The sequence below is a fragment of the Chryseobacterium sp. GW821-FHT04C04 genome (assembly GCF_059420365.1).
Map to the genome: position 1 here is coordinate 1 of NZ_JBWKTO010000011.1, position 15,270 is coordinate 15,270.

Here is a 15,270-nt window from a genome sequence, read left to right on the forward strand (position 1 = left end):
AAAGAGTCCGATAGAATATCGAACTCTTTATTATCAAAAGATTATTTAATTTTGTCTAAACTTTTGGGTGCACTCTAGTGAGACGGATTTTTTATAGAGTTTCATGAATGACCTAAGTGAAAATTAACAATAAGCCGAGGATACTCAACTGATAATCCTTTGCTAAATTAGTTACGAAACTTTTTTTTGACATTTTAAAATGTGAAATTTCAAATGAAACTTGTAGAAGCTTGTCAAAGTTTTAAACTTTGACAAGCTTGTTGGATAAAACCATTAACAATTTGTTGACGGCTTTTTTGTGAACAAAATATACCACAGTCTACTCAGTTCCTATGTTTTTTGTATGTTTGTTATATCAAGCAATTAATCAATTTACATTTCAAATTAAAATATGGATTTCGAAGACTTTATCATTTCACCAAGAAATTTCAAAACAGAAAGCTGGCAGATAGGAAATCGGATTACAAAAGATATCAAAGAAGACAGTATTGTTCTTTTGTTTGTATCAGACTACCGGGGTGCGGGCGGAGATGCGGAAGTACAGGACTTTACCGGGGTAAGGAAAGAATTTTATAAGCTTTCGCAGATGGACTTCGAAATTCCTATTGTAGATCTTGGAGATTTGGTTTCAGGAAAATCGGTTCAGGATACCCACTATATTTTACAGGAAGTTCTTTCGGCATGTCACTATAAAAGAGCCATTCCGGTGATTATCGGCGGCTCCAATGATTTTGCCTTTTCATTATTTTCTGCATTGAACTTTCACAAGAAAAGCCTCAATTATACCCAGATAAGTAATATTATTTCTCTTCAACAAGGGGAAACGATCAATGAACATACTTTTTTAGGCAAAATTTTCGGAGCCAAGAATTTCTCTATTAAAAATTACCATCATTTAGGATATCAGAAACATTTGAATGAAATGGATTCTGTGAGACTGATCAAAGAAGTAGAATTTGATATTATCCGTCTTGCGGAGATGATGAATTCTACAGAAAAAACAGAGCCTTTCTTCAGAAAAGCAGATCTGGTCACAGTAAATTGTGATGCTGTGGAAAGCTTTAGTGAGCCTTTTTCTATGAATCCTCAGGTAAATGGACTGAACAGAAGAGAAATTTGTGCTTATATGAAGGAAATCGGATTAAGTGAAAACCTGAAGTCTGTCGGGATTTTTAATTATAATATTTATTCTGAAAATCAACTGAACCATCAGCTGTTAGCACAGATGTTATGGTATCTGATCGAAGGAATAAACATTCAGTACTCTCATCCGAAGGAAAGACATTATGAACAGTTCTATGTGTTGATAGATGACAGGCAATATGCATTTAAGCGTGATACTTTCAGTAATTTGTGGTATTTTGGTGATGATGAAAATATAGAAAACTGCATTCCGTGTTCCAGAAATGATTTTGATGAAGCGAAGAAAGGATGGCTGAGTGCAAGACTGACGAAAATTTAATGTATGACAAATGTTCCCCCAAGAGTATCCATTATTGTTCCCGTTTATAATGTCGAGAATTATCTGACAAAATGCCTTGACTCCCTGGTTAATCAAAGTCTTCCCAATATTGAAATTCTTGTAGTGAACGATGGAAGCAAAGATCGTTCTGAAAAAATTATTGAAGGATATGCACAAAGATATCCGGAAAAAATAAAAGCTTTTACCAAAAAAAACGGGGGCTTAAGTGATGCCCGTAACTTTGGGATTGATAGGGCTGCAGGTGATTATATAGGTTTTGTAGACAGCGATGACTATGTCACCGAGACCATGTTTGAAGAAATGTTCCTTTTAGCAGAAAAGCACCAGTCAAAAATGGTCATCTGTAATATTCAGAAAGTAGACGAGAACGGAAGGGTTACCCAAAAACTGACTCAGATTCCCAATATGCCTGAAAAAATAGCTCTTGAAAGTAATTTTTCAGTATTTTCCGATATCAGCTATTTTGCCTGTAATAAGTTGTTCAAGAGAGAACTTTTTAATCAAAAAAGATTTAAAAAAGGGGTTCATTTTGAAGATATTCAACTTATTCCGCAATTGCTGCTTGAATGTGAAACGATAGCTCAGACTCAAAATTTTCATTATCAATATCTGGAGCGTTCGGATTCTATTACAAAAACCCACACCGAAAAAGGACTTGATATGCTAAAAGCTGTTGCTGATGTGGAAAAAATATTCAGCGAATCTCAATATTTCCACAAAAAAAAGGAACTGAAAAATTTTCAGATTTTTGAAGGAGTTTATTCATTTTTGGCCTATCTGGCATTCGTGAAAAAAGAACAATTGTTCTATAATATGTCTGATCAGTTAATTCTTTTTATGAATGAAAGGCAAATAAAAGTTCAAGATATATTGAAGTATAGTCGTTTTGGTAAGAATTATCTTTTATCTTTGCCTCTGAAGAAAAAGATTTTTTATCTCTTATTTTTTGCCGGCCAGAAAAGATTGATAAGAAAATTGATATAAACACAAATGTAAGTACTATTGTTTCGGTCAATAGAAAACAATGATGAAGTTCTTTATAAGTTCTGCGTCATCATTTTTATTGTAAGATACAAGTGCTGAATAAGAAAAAGAATGAAAAATTTTGAATTGTTCTTAAGCGGATCGGGAATACCTATTTTCTATATAAAAATAGGATTAAGTTTTGTATTCTCATTTTTAATTACTTTTTTTTCTATTCCTACCATTGTTAAGATTTCAAGAAGAAAGAATCTGATGGATGAGCCGGGAATGAGAAGTTCGCACCTTAGAGAGATTCCCAACCTGGGAGGAATTGCCATATTTTATTCCATAGGAATTTGCGCCTCAATTTTTGCTTACGAGCTGTTTGACCTCTATAAATTTTTATTTGCTTCATTGATTATCCTGCTTTATGTAGGGGTAATGGATGATATTGTTGTAATGAGGGCATACAAAAAACTTGTTGCACAGATTGTGGTGTCATCGCTGGTGGTGATAGGGTCAGATATCAGAATCAGAAGCTTATTTGGAATATTTGGAGTGTATGAATTGGAATATTTTGTGAGTGTTCTGTTTAGCATTATTACTTTTATTATTCTGATCAATGCTTTTAATTTAATAGACGGAATAGATGGATTAGCAGGTGGATATTCTGTAATCTGTAGTGCTTTATTTGGAATAAGCTATTATCGGTTAGGAGAATATAATTATCCTTTGGTTGTACTATCCGTTGTTATTATTGGGACTGTATTGGCCTTTTTATACTATAACCTGTCAAATTATCGTACCCGTAAAATATTTATGGGAGATACTGGCTCCATGTTACTTGGCTTTTTACTGGCGTTTACCTCTATTTGTTTCATAGACATTTTTATTGATAAAAAACTGGCGGATGTTCCGAGGTATCATCTTCAGTCTGCTCCTGTTGTAGCTGTTGCGATTCTGATTCTTCCGATCGTAGACACATTAAATGTAATTTTGGTGAGGCTTTATAACAAAAAGTCACCATTCGATGCAGATAAAAACCATATTCACCATAAGTTACTAAAGCTGAATCTGACCCATAGAAGATCTACTTTCTATATTATTCTTTACTATCTTATGATCGTAGGAATAGCTTATTGTTTTAGACATATTAATGTAAATATGCTATTATTGGTGATCATTTCCTTAGGTTTTTTTGGAGCTTATTTGCCAGATTTGCTATATCGATTAAGAAATAACAAAAATTAACAATTAAATATTACTTTTGTAAACAATATTATATATGATGAAGAACTTTAAATATTTATTTTTAATATTCCCCTTTTTAGTTACCTCATGTATCACAACAAAGGATGTGAGGTATTTGCAGCCAAGTGAAAGTCTTGTTATTAACGAAGAAGGTCTTGTTCCCTACAACATTCCCGTGTACAGGATTACCAAAAATGATATCCTCAATCTTAATATTGTGACAACTCCCAAAGGAGATGCAGCACAATTTTATTCTTCTTACAATACTTCCGGCGGATTAGCCAGCGGAGGGGTAACAAGTTCTGCAATATCAGGAGGTGGTGTTAATGTAGGAGCTAATGGTAATAGTTCCGGAGGAGGTAGAGGTGGAAATATGAATTTTTATTTTAATGGATTGAAAGTTGACTCCAATGGTGATATCAATATTTTTGGAATAGGATATATAAAGGCTGAAGGAAGAACACTTGATGATATTACAAAAGAAATACAAGATAAAGTAAATGAAAATTTCCAGGAAGGTAAGTCAGAAGTACGATTGAATACAGATGGTATTACTTATTATATTCTTGGTGATGTGGAGACTACCGGACTTTCAGGAGAAAAAGTAACCCACAAAAATACCCTTACTATTACTGAAGCATTAGCGATTAATGGTGGGCTGAACAGAACTATCGATAAAAGAGAAGTGGTTATCCACAGAAAACTTCCTGAAGGAATCAAAATTGCCAAAATAGATCTTACCCGTGAAGATCTTATGAATTCTCCTTACTATTATATACAAAATGGTGACGAAATCTATCTGAATACAAGAGCGAAAAGCTTGAATGGATTTGGAAAAGATCCGATTCAGACTTTGACTACAGGAGTTTCAGTAATTACTACGGCATTGTCTATTTATTTACTCCTTAAAAATCTTTAATTATGATTCCAGAAAGAGTAACCAATACAGAGAAAAATAATTCTCAGAAAGATAAATCCGGAACATTTGCATTATTTGATTTAGAACATTTTTTAAGAAGAATCCTTAAAAACTGGTACTGGTTTGCATTCATGCTGATGATTGGATATGCCATGTCATGGATATACAGTAAGTATTATGCACAGAATATTTATGCATCAGACTTGTCATTAAGCACTTCCAGTAAAGCTTCTGAATTTTTGCCTACTCAGTCTAACCAGTCAATTAACTTCATTTGGGGAGATACGGGAAATCAGGACGGGCTTTATCTGAAAAAAATGCTGTTATCCAGATCTCATAACGAATTTTTGGTAAAAGAATTAGACCTTTTTGTGAACTACTCTACAAAAGGGCTTATAAAATCTACCTATCTGGATAAAGATGATTCACCGGTTTTTCTTCAGATTGATAAAAAGCACCTTCAGCAGATCAACTATCCTATTACTCTGTTGCCAAAAGGGAATGGAACTTATGAAGTTGTCTTACCTGAAGAAGGCGAAACGACAAGTTTATATAGCTATGAAGTAGAAGGTTTTCAGAGCATCAACTCATACAACAGACCCGCTAATAAAACGATTAAAGTTAACGAATGGTATACTTCTCCTAACCTGAGATTCAGATTGCTTAAGAATCCTATTACTTCTAAAATTAAGCTGGATAATATCATTATAAGTCTGAACTCAGTAAACCAGAGTGTAGACGAAATCGTTTCTACCACAGGTGTAGACTTTGATAAAGAAATCAGGTCTATTATGATCATTACTAAAAAAGGGTATAACCTTAACAGTACTGTGAATTTCCTTAATAAATCTGTTGCAGAGCTACAGAAAAAAAGACTTGCTGATAAAAATATTGTTAATAAGAATACAGATGTATTTTTAAAAGACAATTTAGGTAAAGTCCGTAAAAAGCTAGATTCTAGTGCAAATGTACTGAACTACTTAAAGACTTCAGAAAAGCTTTACAATATTAAAGACAGAGATGAAAAATCTCTTGAAAAAATAAAAGAACTTGAAGCTAAAAAAGCAGATGTTTTAAGCAAAATCAATTCTTTGAATAATATCAGGAATACGCTTCAGTCTCAGAACTTTGATAAAATGATCGGGACAAATGCTGCAGGTTTTGAAGATGGTGTTTTTTCAGCAACAGTTTCTGAACTTAGGGCTCTATACACTAAAAAATCTGAAATGGCGGCCATTTATAAGCCTTCATCAGAACCAATAAGAGAGGTCAACAGACTTATTGATGAAGCGAAAATGAGTTCATCCAATAGTTTGAGAAGCTATTATAACAGATACTATGAGGAAATTAATAAAATAGACCGGGAAGTAGCTGGTGCCAATTCTGATTTAACTTCTTATCCTGAAAAAGAAAGAAGATATATGGATGCAGAGAGAGGGTATAATATGATTGAAGCTACTTACAACAGTCTTTTGGGAAGACAGGGCGACACTCAGATGAGGATGGCAACCAATCAGTCTGATATTACAGTGATTGACCCTGCTAAGAATTTAGGACAAAGACCGATAGGGCCTAATGTGAAGTTGGCAAAGACTGCAATTATTTCAGGAATGTTGTTGCTTCCATTATTATTTATCCTGATTGGTGAAGTGCTTGATACTAAAATCAGAAATATCAAAGAACTGCTAAGTGCGACTAAAATTCCACTTCTTGGAGTGATAGGGAATAACAGCAATGAAAATATGCTTACTGTTTTGGAACAACCAAAATCATCTGTATCGGAAGCTTTCAGGGGAATAAGAGCCAATATGAGATTTTTGATGGATAATGAAGATGAAAAAGGGAAGGTCATCCTGATAACATCATCTATTGGAGGTGAGGGAAAAACTTATATTTCAATTAATTTGGCCTCTGTAATAGGATTAAGTGATAAGAAAACAATCTTATTGGGGATGGATCTTAGAAAGCCGAAAATCTTTGGAGATTTCAAGATTGATAACAAATATGGTATTTCAAATTACCTGACAGGGGAAGTAGGAATTGATCAGATTGTCAACAAAACAAAGATACCGAATCTTGATGTTGCCACTTCAGGACCTATCCCGCCAAATCCTTCCGAGCTTTTGATGAGTCAGAGAAATATCAAATTTATAGAAGAACTGAAAGAAAAATACGATTTCATTATTATAGATTCTCCGCCGGTAGGATTGGTAGCAGACTCATATGAATTGATGAAACATTCTGATGCTAATCTTTATGTTGTCCGTCATGAATACACGGAAAAGTACATGCTGAAAATGATAACGGAAAAATATCATAATGATGAAATTAATAATTTAGGACTTGTTTATAATGACTACAATATAAAACAAGGGTATGGTTACGGATATGGCTACGGGTACGGATATGGCTACGGTTATGGCTATTTTGATGAAGATAAAAATTATAAAGAACCTTTGTTGATCAGAATTCGAAATAAAGTACAGAGATTATTTAATAAAAAATAAAGCATTAAACCTCCATTTAATGGGGGTTTTTTCATATGTAAGCTATTTTCATTCTATGAAAAAAAGAATATTTTTGCCACTTTGCCGTTTACTTTATAACAAATTATGTTTTTTTGTTTATTTTTAACTAAACATTAAGATTATCATTAATATAAAAAAGTTTTATATTTGCAAAAATTAAATTTTAAAATAACCATAAATCCATATTCTTTTATGAATAAAAAATTATTGTTTAGCTTCCTTGCCTTCCTTGGAGTGGTAAGTGTTAAAGCACAAAGAAACGAATTGGGAGTTCGTCTAGGTATGAGTAACCTAGTGGGAGATGTAGGAAGTACGAATTATATTTTACAAAAGCCGTTGGATTTAAACAGAGTGTCAGATTGGGGCATCCCATTTTATGGAGGTTTATTATATAGGTTTAATTTTAACCCGCATCAGACCATTCGATTGGATTTAGGATACAACCAGGTTCAGTTTAGTGATAAAGCGGCAAAAGAGGATTATAGAAGAAATAGAAACTCATACGGAAAAAATAACGTGTATGAGGCGAGTTTAATGTTTGAATATAACTTTTTTCCTGTAAATAATGAGCAGATCAGTATGCTAAGCCCTTACATCTTCGGTGGTGTTGGTGCTTTGATGTTTGATGCTCCTAAAGCAACCCTGATGAATGACTTCAGAAGAGATGCTGATGGGGTGGCACAGGCTCCAATCAATGAATTGGATTTTACGACCAAAACAGATTATTCATTAGGGAAAAAAGTAACAGTGCATATTCCTTTTGGGGTAGGTTTGAAGTATAAATTCAACCACTCATGGGCTATATTTGCAGAAGCTACTTTCAGATATACATTGACGGATCAGTTGGATCACAGTAAGATCCTTTCCAAAGATGTAAAAACTTCTTTTAATGCTGATATTTTGGACCCTGCTACAGGAAGTTCATTATTACAGTCAGGAAATTACTATGCAGTTTCTAAAGAAAGAGAAGCAGAGTTTATTAAAAAGAGAAATATTGGAGATGGAAGATCTAATGACTGGATGAATACTTTCAGCTTAGGGCTGACATATTCGTTCGGAAGACCTCCATGTTATTGTGAATAATATGTCGTTGATTAAAGATAAAATAAATTCTGAGAATTTACCAAAACACGTAGCCATCATTATGGATGGTAATGGAAGATGGGCAAAATCTCGTGGCGAAGAAAGAACCTTCGGTCACAAAAATGCCATTAATGCAGTTAGAAACGCCATTAATGCTTGTAATGAGATTAATATCCCTTACTTAACATTGTATACATTCTCTTCAGAAAATTGGAGCCGTCCAAGTGAAGAAGTGAATACCCTTATGAATCTGTTGGTAGAGACCTTACTGCTAGAGGCAGAAGAAATCTTCAGCAAAGGATTAAGAATGCATGTTATAGGGAATTTAGAAAAACTGCCTACTTTAGTAAAAGAGCAGTTGGAACGTGTGGTAGAACTTACAAAAGAAAACACAAAAGGAAACCTTGTATTGGCTATAAGCTACGGCTCACAAAATGAAATTTTGGAAGCTGTAAAAAATATAAGTTCTGATGTAAAAGAAGGAAAAGTAGAGATAGAAAATATTAACGAAAGTTTATTTGAAAATTATCTTTATACAAAAGATTTTCCTCCTGTAGACTTATTGATCAGAACCAGCGGTGAAATAAGGATAAGCAATTTCTTGCTTTGGCAGATCGCTTATGCAGAATTACAGTTTTTAAATGTACTATGGCCGGATTTTTCAAAAGATATTTTCTTTCAATGTATTGTTGATTATCAAAACAAAGAAAGAAGATACGGTTTGACCGGTGAGCAAGTAAAAGGCCAATAAAATTTAGAAAAGAAAGACTCGATAAAATGAAGTTTAGACTATTACCCATCATTATGTTTGCTGCTTCTGCACATTTTTATGGACAAGTAACTCCAAAGGACAGCACAAAAGTAAATAATGCTGTACACGCAGAAAATGAGGCAGGCACTTATACACTTAAAGACATCGTTGTAGATGGGGTAAAGAAATATACACCCGCTCAGATCTTAAGATTTACAGGCCTTACAAAAGGAGAAAGTGTAGATATTCCAGGACAAAAAATCAGCAATGCTGTTAAAAAACTTTGGGATACTCAATCTTTTTCTGAAGTGGAAGTGTATGTTCAAAGCATTGAAGGACAGACGATCGTTCTGAAATTCTATCTGCAGGACCTTAAAGAACTTGGAGAAGTTAAATTCGCAGGGAAAGGAATTGGTAAATCTAAAAGTGAAAAAATGGCAAAGGATAACAACCTGAAGCCAGGAACTAAAATCACTCAGAATCTAGTTTCAAGCCTTAAAACCAATGTCCCTAAAGACTTTATTAAAAAAGGTTTTGCAGACGCCAAAATCACTATTCAGGATAAAGTAAACGCAGGAGACCCTGCTTTAGTAGACTGGACAATCAATGTAGAGAAAGGGAAGAGGATTAAAATTGATCATATTGAATTTGAAGGAAACGAAAGTGTAACCGATAGAAAACTTAGAAACAAAGCTTTCAAAGAAACAAAACAGAAACGTTTTGGTATTGGTGGTATCTTGAAATCCTCGAAATTCATTGAAGATAAATATCAGGAAGATAAGCAAGGTCTTATCAGTTATTACAACTCCCTTGGGTACAGAGACGCGAAAATTGTTTCGGACTCTGTATGGAGAAACAAAAGAAATAACTACGAAATCAATGTAAAACTTAACGAGGGTAAAAAATATTACATCGGAGACGTTACGTTCACAGGTAATACGGTATACGCTACAGAATATTTACAAAGATTATTAGGATATAAGAAAGGAGATATTTACGATGCTGTAGGATTCAACAAAAAAGTAGGAGAAGATGGGGGTAAAGAAGATGATTCAGATATCAAATCTGTTTACATGAACAATGGTTACCTTTTCTCCAACGTAACACCTGTTGAAAAATCAGTGTCAGGAGATGCCGTAAACCTTGAGGTTAGAATTAATGAAGGAGAACAGGCTACCTGGAATAAAGTAACTTGGCAGGGGAATACAACAACCCATGACCACGTAATTCTTAGAGCACTAAGAACAAAACCAGGCGAATTATTCAAGAAAACGGAAATTAAAAGAACGTATTTCGATTTAGCAGGGATGTCATTCTTTGACCCTCAGCAGATCGGACAGGATATTCAGCCAAATCAACAGGATAATACAGTTGATGTTAACTGGAAGCTTGTAGAAAAAGGATCTTCTCAGGTACAATTACAGGCAGGTTACGGTGGTAACAGCTTTATTGGTACCTTAGGATTGACATTTAATAACTTCTCATTAAAGAATTTCCTTAAGTTTAAAGACTTCAAACCAGTACCTCAGGGAGACGGACAAGTCTTCTCTATTCAGGTTCAGGCAGGACAGTACTTCCAGAACTATGGAGTATCATTTACGGAGCCTTGGTTATTTGGTACAAGACCAACAGCCCTTTCTGTAAGTTTGAACAATTCCAGAGTAAGATATACAGATCAATATAATAATGCTCAGAAATTGAACATCTTCTCAGCTTCAGTAGGTTTAAACAGACTATTGAACTGGCCGGATGACTACTTCTCTCTTTATACTGGTTTACAGTTCCAGAAGTATGACTTCAATAACTATCCATTCCAGTTTGGTGATACTACAGAAAATAATGGTACAGCCAATAACTTCAGTATCAACTTAGGATTGACTAGAAACTCAGCAGGTATTGATCCAATCTTCCCAACAACGGGATCCAATATGGAGCTTTCAGCAAAACTGACACCTCCTTATTCATTGTTTAAGAAGAAAGATTACTCCACCATGTCAGCAATTGACAAATACAAGTGGATGGAATTCTATAAGATTAAATTCAAAGCAGACGTTTACAATGAGATCATTGGAAAATTGGTCTTGAGATCTTCTGCTGAAATGGGATTCATGGACGGATATAACAGTCAGCTGGGAGCTCCGCCATTTGAAAGATTCTATATGGGAGGTACAGGTCTTTTCGGAGGTAGATATGACGGTAGAGAATTGATTCCTTTGAGAGGATATGAAAATGCCTCTACAAATGGAGGAGAAGCAGAAGATATTACTCAAAAAGGAGGGGGTACAATCTATAACAGATTCACTTTAGAATTAAGATACCCAATCTCAATGAGCCAGACTGCAAAAATCTATGCATTGACATTTGCTGAAGGAGGTAACGTATGGAACACATGGAGTTCTTACAGCCCGTTCCAGTTGAAAAGATCAGTCGGGATTGGAGTAAGAGTTTATATGGGAGCATTTGGATTGATCGGATTCGACTTTGCACTTGGTCTGGATAAAACATTATCAGGTGATAAGTCCGGATGGAGAAACCACTTCTTGATGAACCAAACATTATAATTAGAAATATGAAGCACTTTAAAATAATTTTCACATTCGCATTACTTTTGCTTTTTGGACTTAATAATGCCCAGAAGATAGGAGTGGTGGATACTAATGAAATTTTGAATAAATTACCTCAGTATAAAGAAGCGGAAGCAAGACTGAATTCTCAGATCGATACCTGGGAGTCAGAACTTCAAAACCTGCAGTCTGAATATGAAAGAAAAAAAGCTGCTTTTGAAAGTGAAAAAGTTTTATTAATAGGGGATCAGCTTAAATTGAGAGAAAAAGAAGTTGTAGACCTTGACAAAAATATTAAAACCACAACAAGTTTACGTTTTGGGGCTAATGGTGAAATTACAAAACTGAGAACAAATCTGGTTTTACCTTTTCAGGATCAGATCTGGGGAGCAATCAAAACGATGTCTGAAAAAAATGGATTGGGCATAGTTCTTGATAAAAGCAATAACATTAGTGTTATTTTCCTTCAGTCAAAATATGATTACACCGAGAAAGTATTATCTATTCTGCTAAAAGGAACAGATAAGAAGGAAAAAACAAATAGCAAAGGCAAAAAATAAATTATAAAATTAACTTTTGCTATATTTTAAAATCTAAAAACAAATTAAATTATTTATTTACCAGTTATGAAAAAATTAAGTGTATTATTTGCAGCAGTAATGATGGTTGTATCTGTAGGTATGGCAAAAGCTCAAAAAATTGCTACTTTAGATGTAATGGGAGTTCTTAACGCTATGCCGGAGAAAAAGAAAGCAGATGCTGATCTTAAAACATTCTTAGATACAAAACAAGCTGAGATTAAGAAAAAAGCTGACGCAGCTCAAACTAAATATCAGCAATATCAGACAGAAGCACCAAAAAAGACAGCTGATGAAAACAAAGCTAGAGAAGAAGAGATGAAAAAATTAGCTGAAGAAATTCAGCAAATGCAAGACAAAGCTCAAAAAGATCTACAAGCTAAACAAGATGTGGCTTTCGGACCTGTTGAGAAGAAATTGAATGATGCAGTAGAAAAAGTAGCTAAAGCTAACGGATACGATTATATTATGGATGCAAATTCAACGGCATTCCTTTATAAAGCAGGACCAGACGCTACTCCAGCTGTGAAGAAAGAACTAGGAGTTCAATAATTTCAGCAAATTAACAAAGATTTATAAAACTAACCACCTCTTTTAGAGGTGGTTTTTTTATTTTTGCGGAATGGAAAAAGAAGTATCAACTACGGTTAAAGTTAGGTTTAGTGACTGCGATCCGATCGGACATTTAAATAATGTAAAATATCTTGATTATATGTTCAATGCCAGAGAAGATCATGTAGAAACATTTTATGGCTTTACCTATGAAGAATATACTAAAAAAACCGGCTGTACCTGGATTGCCATTCAAAATGAAATAGCATACTTAAAAGAAGTAAGATACAACACACAGGTGGTCATCAGCAGCAAAACCATCGATGTTCAGGATAGAACTGCTAAAGTTGAAATTCTGATGAAGAGCCTGGATGAAAAGACAATTCATGCCGTACTTTGGGTGACCGTTATTTATTTTAATGTTAAAACCAGAAAATCTGAAGTTCATCCCGAAGAGATCAAAGAACTCTTTGATAAATTTTATGTAGATTTAATTCAGAAAGACTACCAGTCAAGAGTAAAGTTTTTAAGAACTCAGAATGCAAAAAATTCTTAGTCAACAGTTTTTATCAAACATACCAACTTAAAAATTAATAATAGATAAATGAAAAAAATAGCAGTAATAGGAAGCAACGGACAATTGGGAAACTGCATTAGAAAAATAGCTCCTGACTTTGAAAATCAATATGAATTCTTATTCACAGACTCATCTACTTTAGATGTTACAAATGAAGAACAGGTAAACGATTTCTTTTATGATAATAAACCCGATTACTGCATCAATGCTTCTGCATATACCGCAGTGGATCTGGCAGAAACTGATAAAGAAAAAGCTTTTGCCATAAATGCAGATGGAGTAGCTCATCTTGCTCAGGCATGTGTAGAATGCAAATCCACTCTGATTCATGTTTCTACTGACTACGTTTTTGATGGAAGCACGAATCTTCCGTACTCTGAAGATGATTTTACCAATCCAATAGGCGTATATGGTGAATCAAAAAGAAAAGGGGAAGAACTTGCTTTAGAAATTAATCCTAAAACTATTATACTAAGAACTTCCTGGCTGTATTCCGAATTCAATAAGAACTTTGTGAAGACAATGCTGAACTTATTTTCCCAGAAAAAAGAATTGGGAATTGTTGCCGATCAGTTTGGACAGCCGACTAATGCAAACGATCTTGCAGAAGCAATCCTCGCAATTATTGAAGCTCCAAAAAAAACCTATGGGATTTTCCACTTCTCAAACTATCCGGAAACAACATGGTTTGAATTTGCCCAAAAAATTGCTGAATTTTCAAAATCCTCAGTAAAACTAAATCCGTTAACAACCGAACAGTATCCAACTCCTGCCAAAAGACCTGTGAGAAGTACAATGTCTTTGGATAAAATAGAAGAGACTTACAAAATAGAGCCCAAGCATTGGGAGAATAGTCTTGAAGAATGTGTTGATGTACTTTCACAACAATAATATATATATGAAGAATATAGCAATCATCTTTTCTATGTTGTGTATCCAGTTGTGGAATGCACAGAATGTTTATCTGACCAAGGTTGAGAAAACAAATGATAACCCGGATAAATTCTTCCATAAAAAAGAAGAAGCTGGTACCGATGCAGTTTACCTAGGAGAAGTAGAAGTTCAGGGATTTTCAAAAGATGATGCACTCGTATTTTCTTTAGTATATAAAAAAGCAAAAGAGATTGGTGCCAATACATTCGAATTAAAACCTTTCGAAAATGTTGACGGTACCCCTCAGGAATTCAATGCCGCCAATTATAAAATTGCTTTATACTATACCCCTAAAGAAAAGCTGACTGCTCAGCATGGCGACATGTATATATTTGCATCCTCTGAAAAAGATCAAAAAATAAGTATCAACCGTAAAGACTACACTATTTCTCCAAGATCATTTTTAAAAATTAAAATTGTTCCAGGAGAAATCTATACCATTTCAACGAAGAAACTTTTAGGATCTACTGTAAAAGTTCAGCCAAAAGCCAATGATGATAATCTTTACTTCCAGGTTTCATCCTTAAAAGTGAAGTCGGACGATTCAGGAGTAGGAGGTTTGAACCTTAAATCCGGAGATATTATTGGGCTGGAAAAGTCTTATGCTGAATTTTTGAGTGCGATTTACAAAAAAATTAATCCTTAAAAGCAGTCAGGAACAGTATTATTCCTGGTTTTGCTTTATAAGGATATAATGTAAACAATTTTATTTAAAATTTTTCTCCCTGCCTTCCAGTGTTTTAGGAGCTAATATTAATAAAAGGTAAAATTTAAGTTAAATAAAGTTGCGTGGTGTGGGTTAAGTTTCTATCTTTGCCCCACTGAAAAACGAAAGACATTCAGTAGCGCAGAAGAGCTTTTAGATAAGCAGAAACAATAAGAAACTTCAAAAGGGAAGAGCAAAAAAACTTCAAAATTTTTCATTTAAAAAGTTGCAAGTTCAAATAAAGTTCTTATCTTTGCAGTCCCAATTAAGGGAGCGCAGGAGTGGAAGATTAGGTGATGAGAAGAGGGTTAAGGTTACTTAAAAAACTTTAAAATTTTCTTCAAAAACATTTGGTCAATTAGAAATAAAGTTTTACTTTTGC

13 protein-coding genes are annotated in these 15,270 nt (G+C 34.2%); all 13 read left to right on the forward strand.

Features of this window, described 5'->3' with window-relative positions; translation table 11 throughout:
* Positions 1 to 391: 391 nt before the first annotated feature.
* The 13 genes from AC07UM_RS23640 to AC07UM_RS23700 all read left to right on the forward strand — a co-directional run bounded on the left by AC07UM_RS23640 (position 392) and on the right by AC07UM_RS23700 (position 14,828).
* Complete coding sequence (locus AC07UM_RS23640; RefSeq protein WP_494685202.1) at positions 392 to 1,462, forward strand: formimidoylglutamase; 1,071 nt, start codon at positions 392 to 394, stop codon at positions 1,460 to 1,462.
* 3 nt (positions 1,463 to 1,465) lie between these two features.
* The gene (locus AC07UM_RS23645) at positions 1,466 to 2,467 is read left to right on the forward strand and encodes a glycosyltransferase (RefSeq protein WP_494685201.1); all 1,002 of its coding nucleotides are present in this window, start codon (positions 1,466 to 1,468) and stop codon (positions 2,465 to 2,467) included.
* A 111-nt stretch (positions 2,468 to 2,578) separates the two neighbouring features.
* A complete protein-coding gene (locus tag AC07UM_RS23650) occupies positions 2,579 to 3,697 on the forward strand; it encodes a glycosyltransferase family 4 protein (RefSeq protein ID WP_494685200.1) in 1,119 nt (372 codons plus the stop codon).
* Between the two features lie 37 nt (positions 3,698 to 3,734).
* Complete coding sequence (locus AC07UM_RS23655; protein ID WP_494685203.1) at positions 3,735 to 4,616, forward strand: polysaccharide biosynthesis/export family protein; 882 nt, start codon at positions 3,735 to 3,737, stop codon at positions 4,614 to 4,616.
* Positions 4,617 to 4,618: 2 nt separating this feature from the next.
* Complete coding sequence (locus AC07UM_RS23660) at positions 4,619 to 7,123, forward strand: polysaccharide biosynthesis tyrosine autokinase (RefSeq protein ID WP_494685199.1); 2,505 nt, start codon at positions 4,619 to 4,621, stop codon at positions 7,121 to 7,123.
* A 213-nt stretch (positions 7,124 to 7,336) separates the two neighbouring features.
* Positions 7,337 to 8,227 (forward strand): type IX secretion system protein PorG, encoded by an 891-nt coding sequence (gene porG, locus AC07UM_RS23665; protein ID WP_103231403.1) that lies wholly within the window; start codon positions 7,337 to 7,339, stop codon positions 8,225 to 8,227.
* 1 nt (position 8,228) lies between these two features.
* On the forward strand, positions 8,229 to 8,978 hold the full coding sequence (uppS, locus tag AC07UM_RS23670) for an undecaprenyl pyrophosphate synthase (RefSeq protein WP_103231402.1): 750 nt from the start codon (positions 8,229 to 8,231) through the stop codon (positions 8,976 to 8,978).
* Between the two features lie 26 nt (positions 8,979 to 9,004).
* A complete protein-coding gene (locus AC07UM_RS23675) occupies positions 9,005 to 11,539 on the forward strand; it encodes a BamA/OMP85 family outer membrane protein (protein WP_494685198.1) in 2,535 nt (844 codons plus the stop codon).
* Positions 11,540 to 11,547: 8 nt separating this feature from the next.
* Positions 11,548 to 12,102: an OmpH/Skp family outer membrane protein gene (locus tag AC07UM_RS23680; protein ID WP_494685197.1), complete on the forward strand. Its 555-nt coding sequence runs from the start codon at positions 11,548 to 11,550 to the stop codon at positions 12,100 to 12,102.
* 66 nt (positions 12,103 to 12,168) lie between these two features.
* Positions 12,169 to 12,672 (forward strand): OmpH/Skp family outer membrane protein, encoded by a 504-nt coding sequence (locus AC07UM_RS23685; protein ID WP_124535654.1) that lies wholly within the window; start codon positions 12,169 to 12,171, stop codon positions 12,670 to 12,672.
* 70 nt (positions 12,673 to 12,742) lie between these two features.
* Complete coding sequence (locus AC07UM_RS23690; protein WP_124535652.1) at positions 12,743 to 13,228, forward strand: acyl-CoA thioesterase; 486 nt, start codon at positions 12,743 to 12,745, stop codon at positions 13,226 to 13,228.
* 48 nt (positions 13,229 to 13,276) lie between these two features.
* Positions 13,277 to 14,140, forward strand: coding sequence for a dTDP-4-dehydrorhamnose reductase (gene rfbD / locus AC07UM_RS23695; RefSeq protein WP_494685196.1), 864 nt, complete (start codon positions 13,277 to 13,279; stop codon positions 14,138 to 14,140).
* A gap of 7 nt (positions 14,141 to 14,147) precedes the next feature.
* Positions 14,148 to 14,828, forward strand: a complete 681-nt coding sequence (locus AC07UM_RS23700; RefSeq protein WP_494685195.1) for a hypothetical protein — start codon at positions 14,148 to 14,150, stop codon at positions 14,826 to 14,828.
* Positions 14,829 to 15,270 lie beyond the last annotated feature (442 nt).

Coding starts and splice junctions, on each gene's coding strand:
- AC07UM_RS23650 (WP_494685200.1), top strand. CDS start 2,579: ATGAAAAATTTTGAATTGTTCTTAAGCGGATCGGGAATACCTATTTTC.
- uppS (WP_103231402.1), top strand. CDS start 8,229: ATGTCGTTGATTAAAGATAAAATAAATTCTGAGAATTTACCAAAACAC.
- AC07UM_RS23680 (WP_494685197.1), top strand. CDS start 11,548: ATGAAGCACTTTAAAATAATTTTCACATTCGCATTACTTTTGCTTTTT.
- AC07UM_RS23655 (WP_494685203.1), top strand. CDS start 3,735: ATGAAGAACTTTAAATATTTATTTTTAATATTCCCCTTTTTAGTTACC.
- rfbD (WP_494685196.1), top strand. CDS start 13,277: ATGAAAAAAATAGCAGTAATAGGAAGCAACGGACAATTGGGAAACTGC.
- AC07UM_RS23640 (WP_494685202.1), top strand. CDS start 392: ATGGATTTCGAAGACTTTATCATTTCACCAAGAAATTTCAAAACAGAA.
- AC07UM_RS23700 (WP_494685195.1), top strand. CDS start 14,148: ATGAAGAATATAGCAATCATCTTTTCTATGTTGTGTATCCAGTTGTGG.
- AC07UM_RS23660 (WP_494685199.1), top strand. CDS start 4,619: ATGATTCCAGAAAGAGTAACCAATACAGAGAAAAATAATTCTCAGAAA.
- AC07UM_RS23675 (WP_494685198.1), top strand. CDS start 9,005: ATGAAGTTTAGACTATTACCCATCATTATGTTTGCTGCTTCTGCACAT.
- porG (WP_103231403.1), top strand. CDS start 7,337: ATGAATAAAAAATTATTGTTTAGCTTCCTTGCCTTCCTTGGAGTGGTA.
- AC07UM_RS23685 (WP_124535654.1), top strand. CDS start 12,169: ATGAAAAAATTAAGTGTATTATTTGCAGCAGTAATGATGGTTGTATCT.
- AC07UM_RS23690 (WP_124535652.1), top strand. CDS start 12,743: ATGGAAAAAGAAGTATCAACTACGGTTAAAGTTAGGTTTAGTGACTGC.
- AC07UM_RS23645 (WP_494685201.1), top strand. CDS start 1,466: ATGACAAATGTTCCCCCAAGAGTATCCATTATTGTTCCCGTTTATAAT.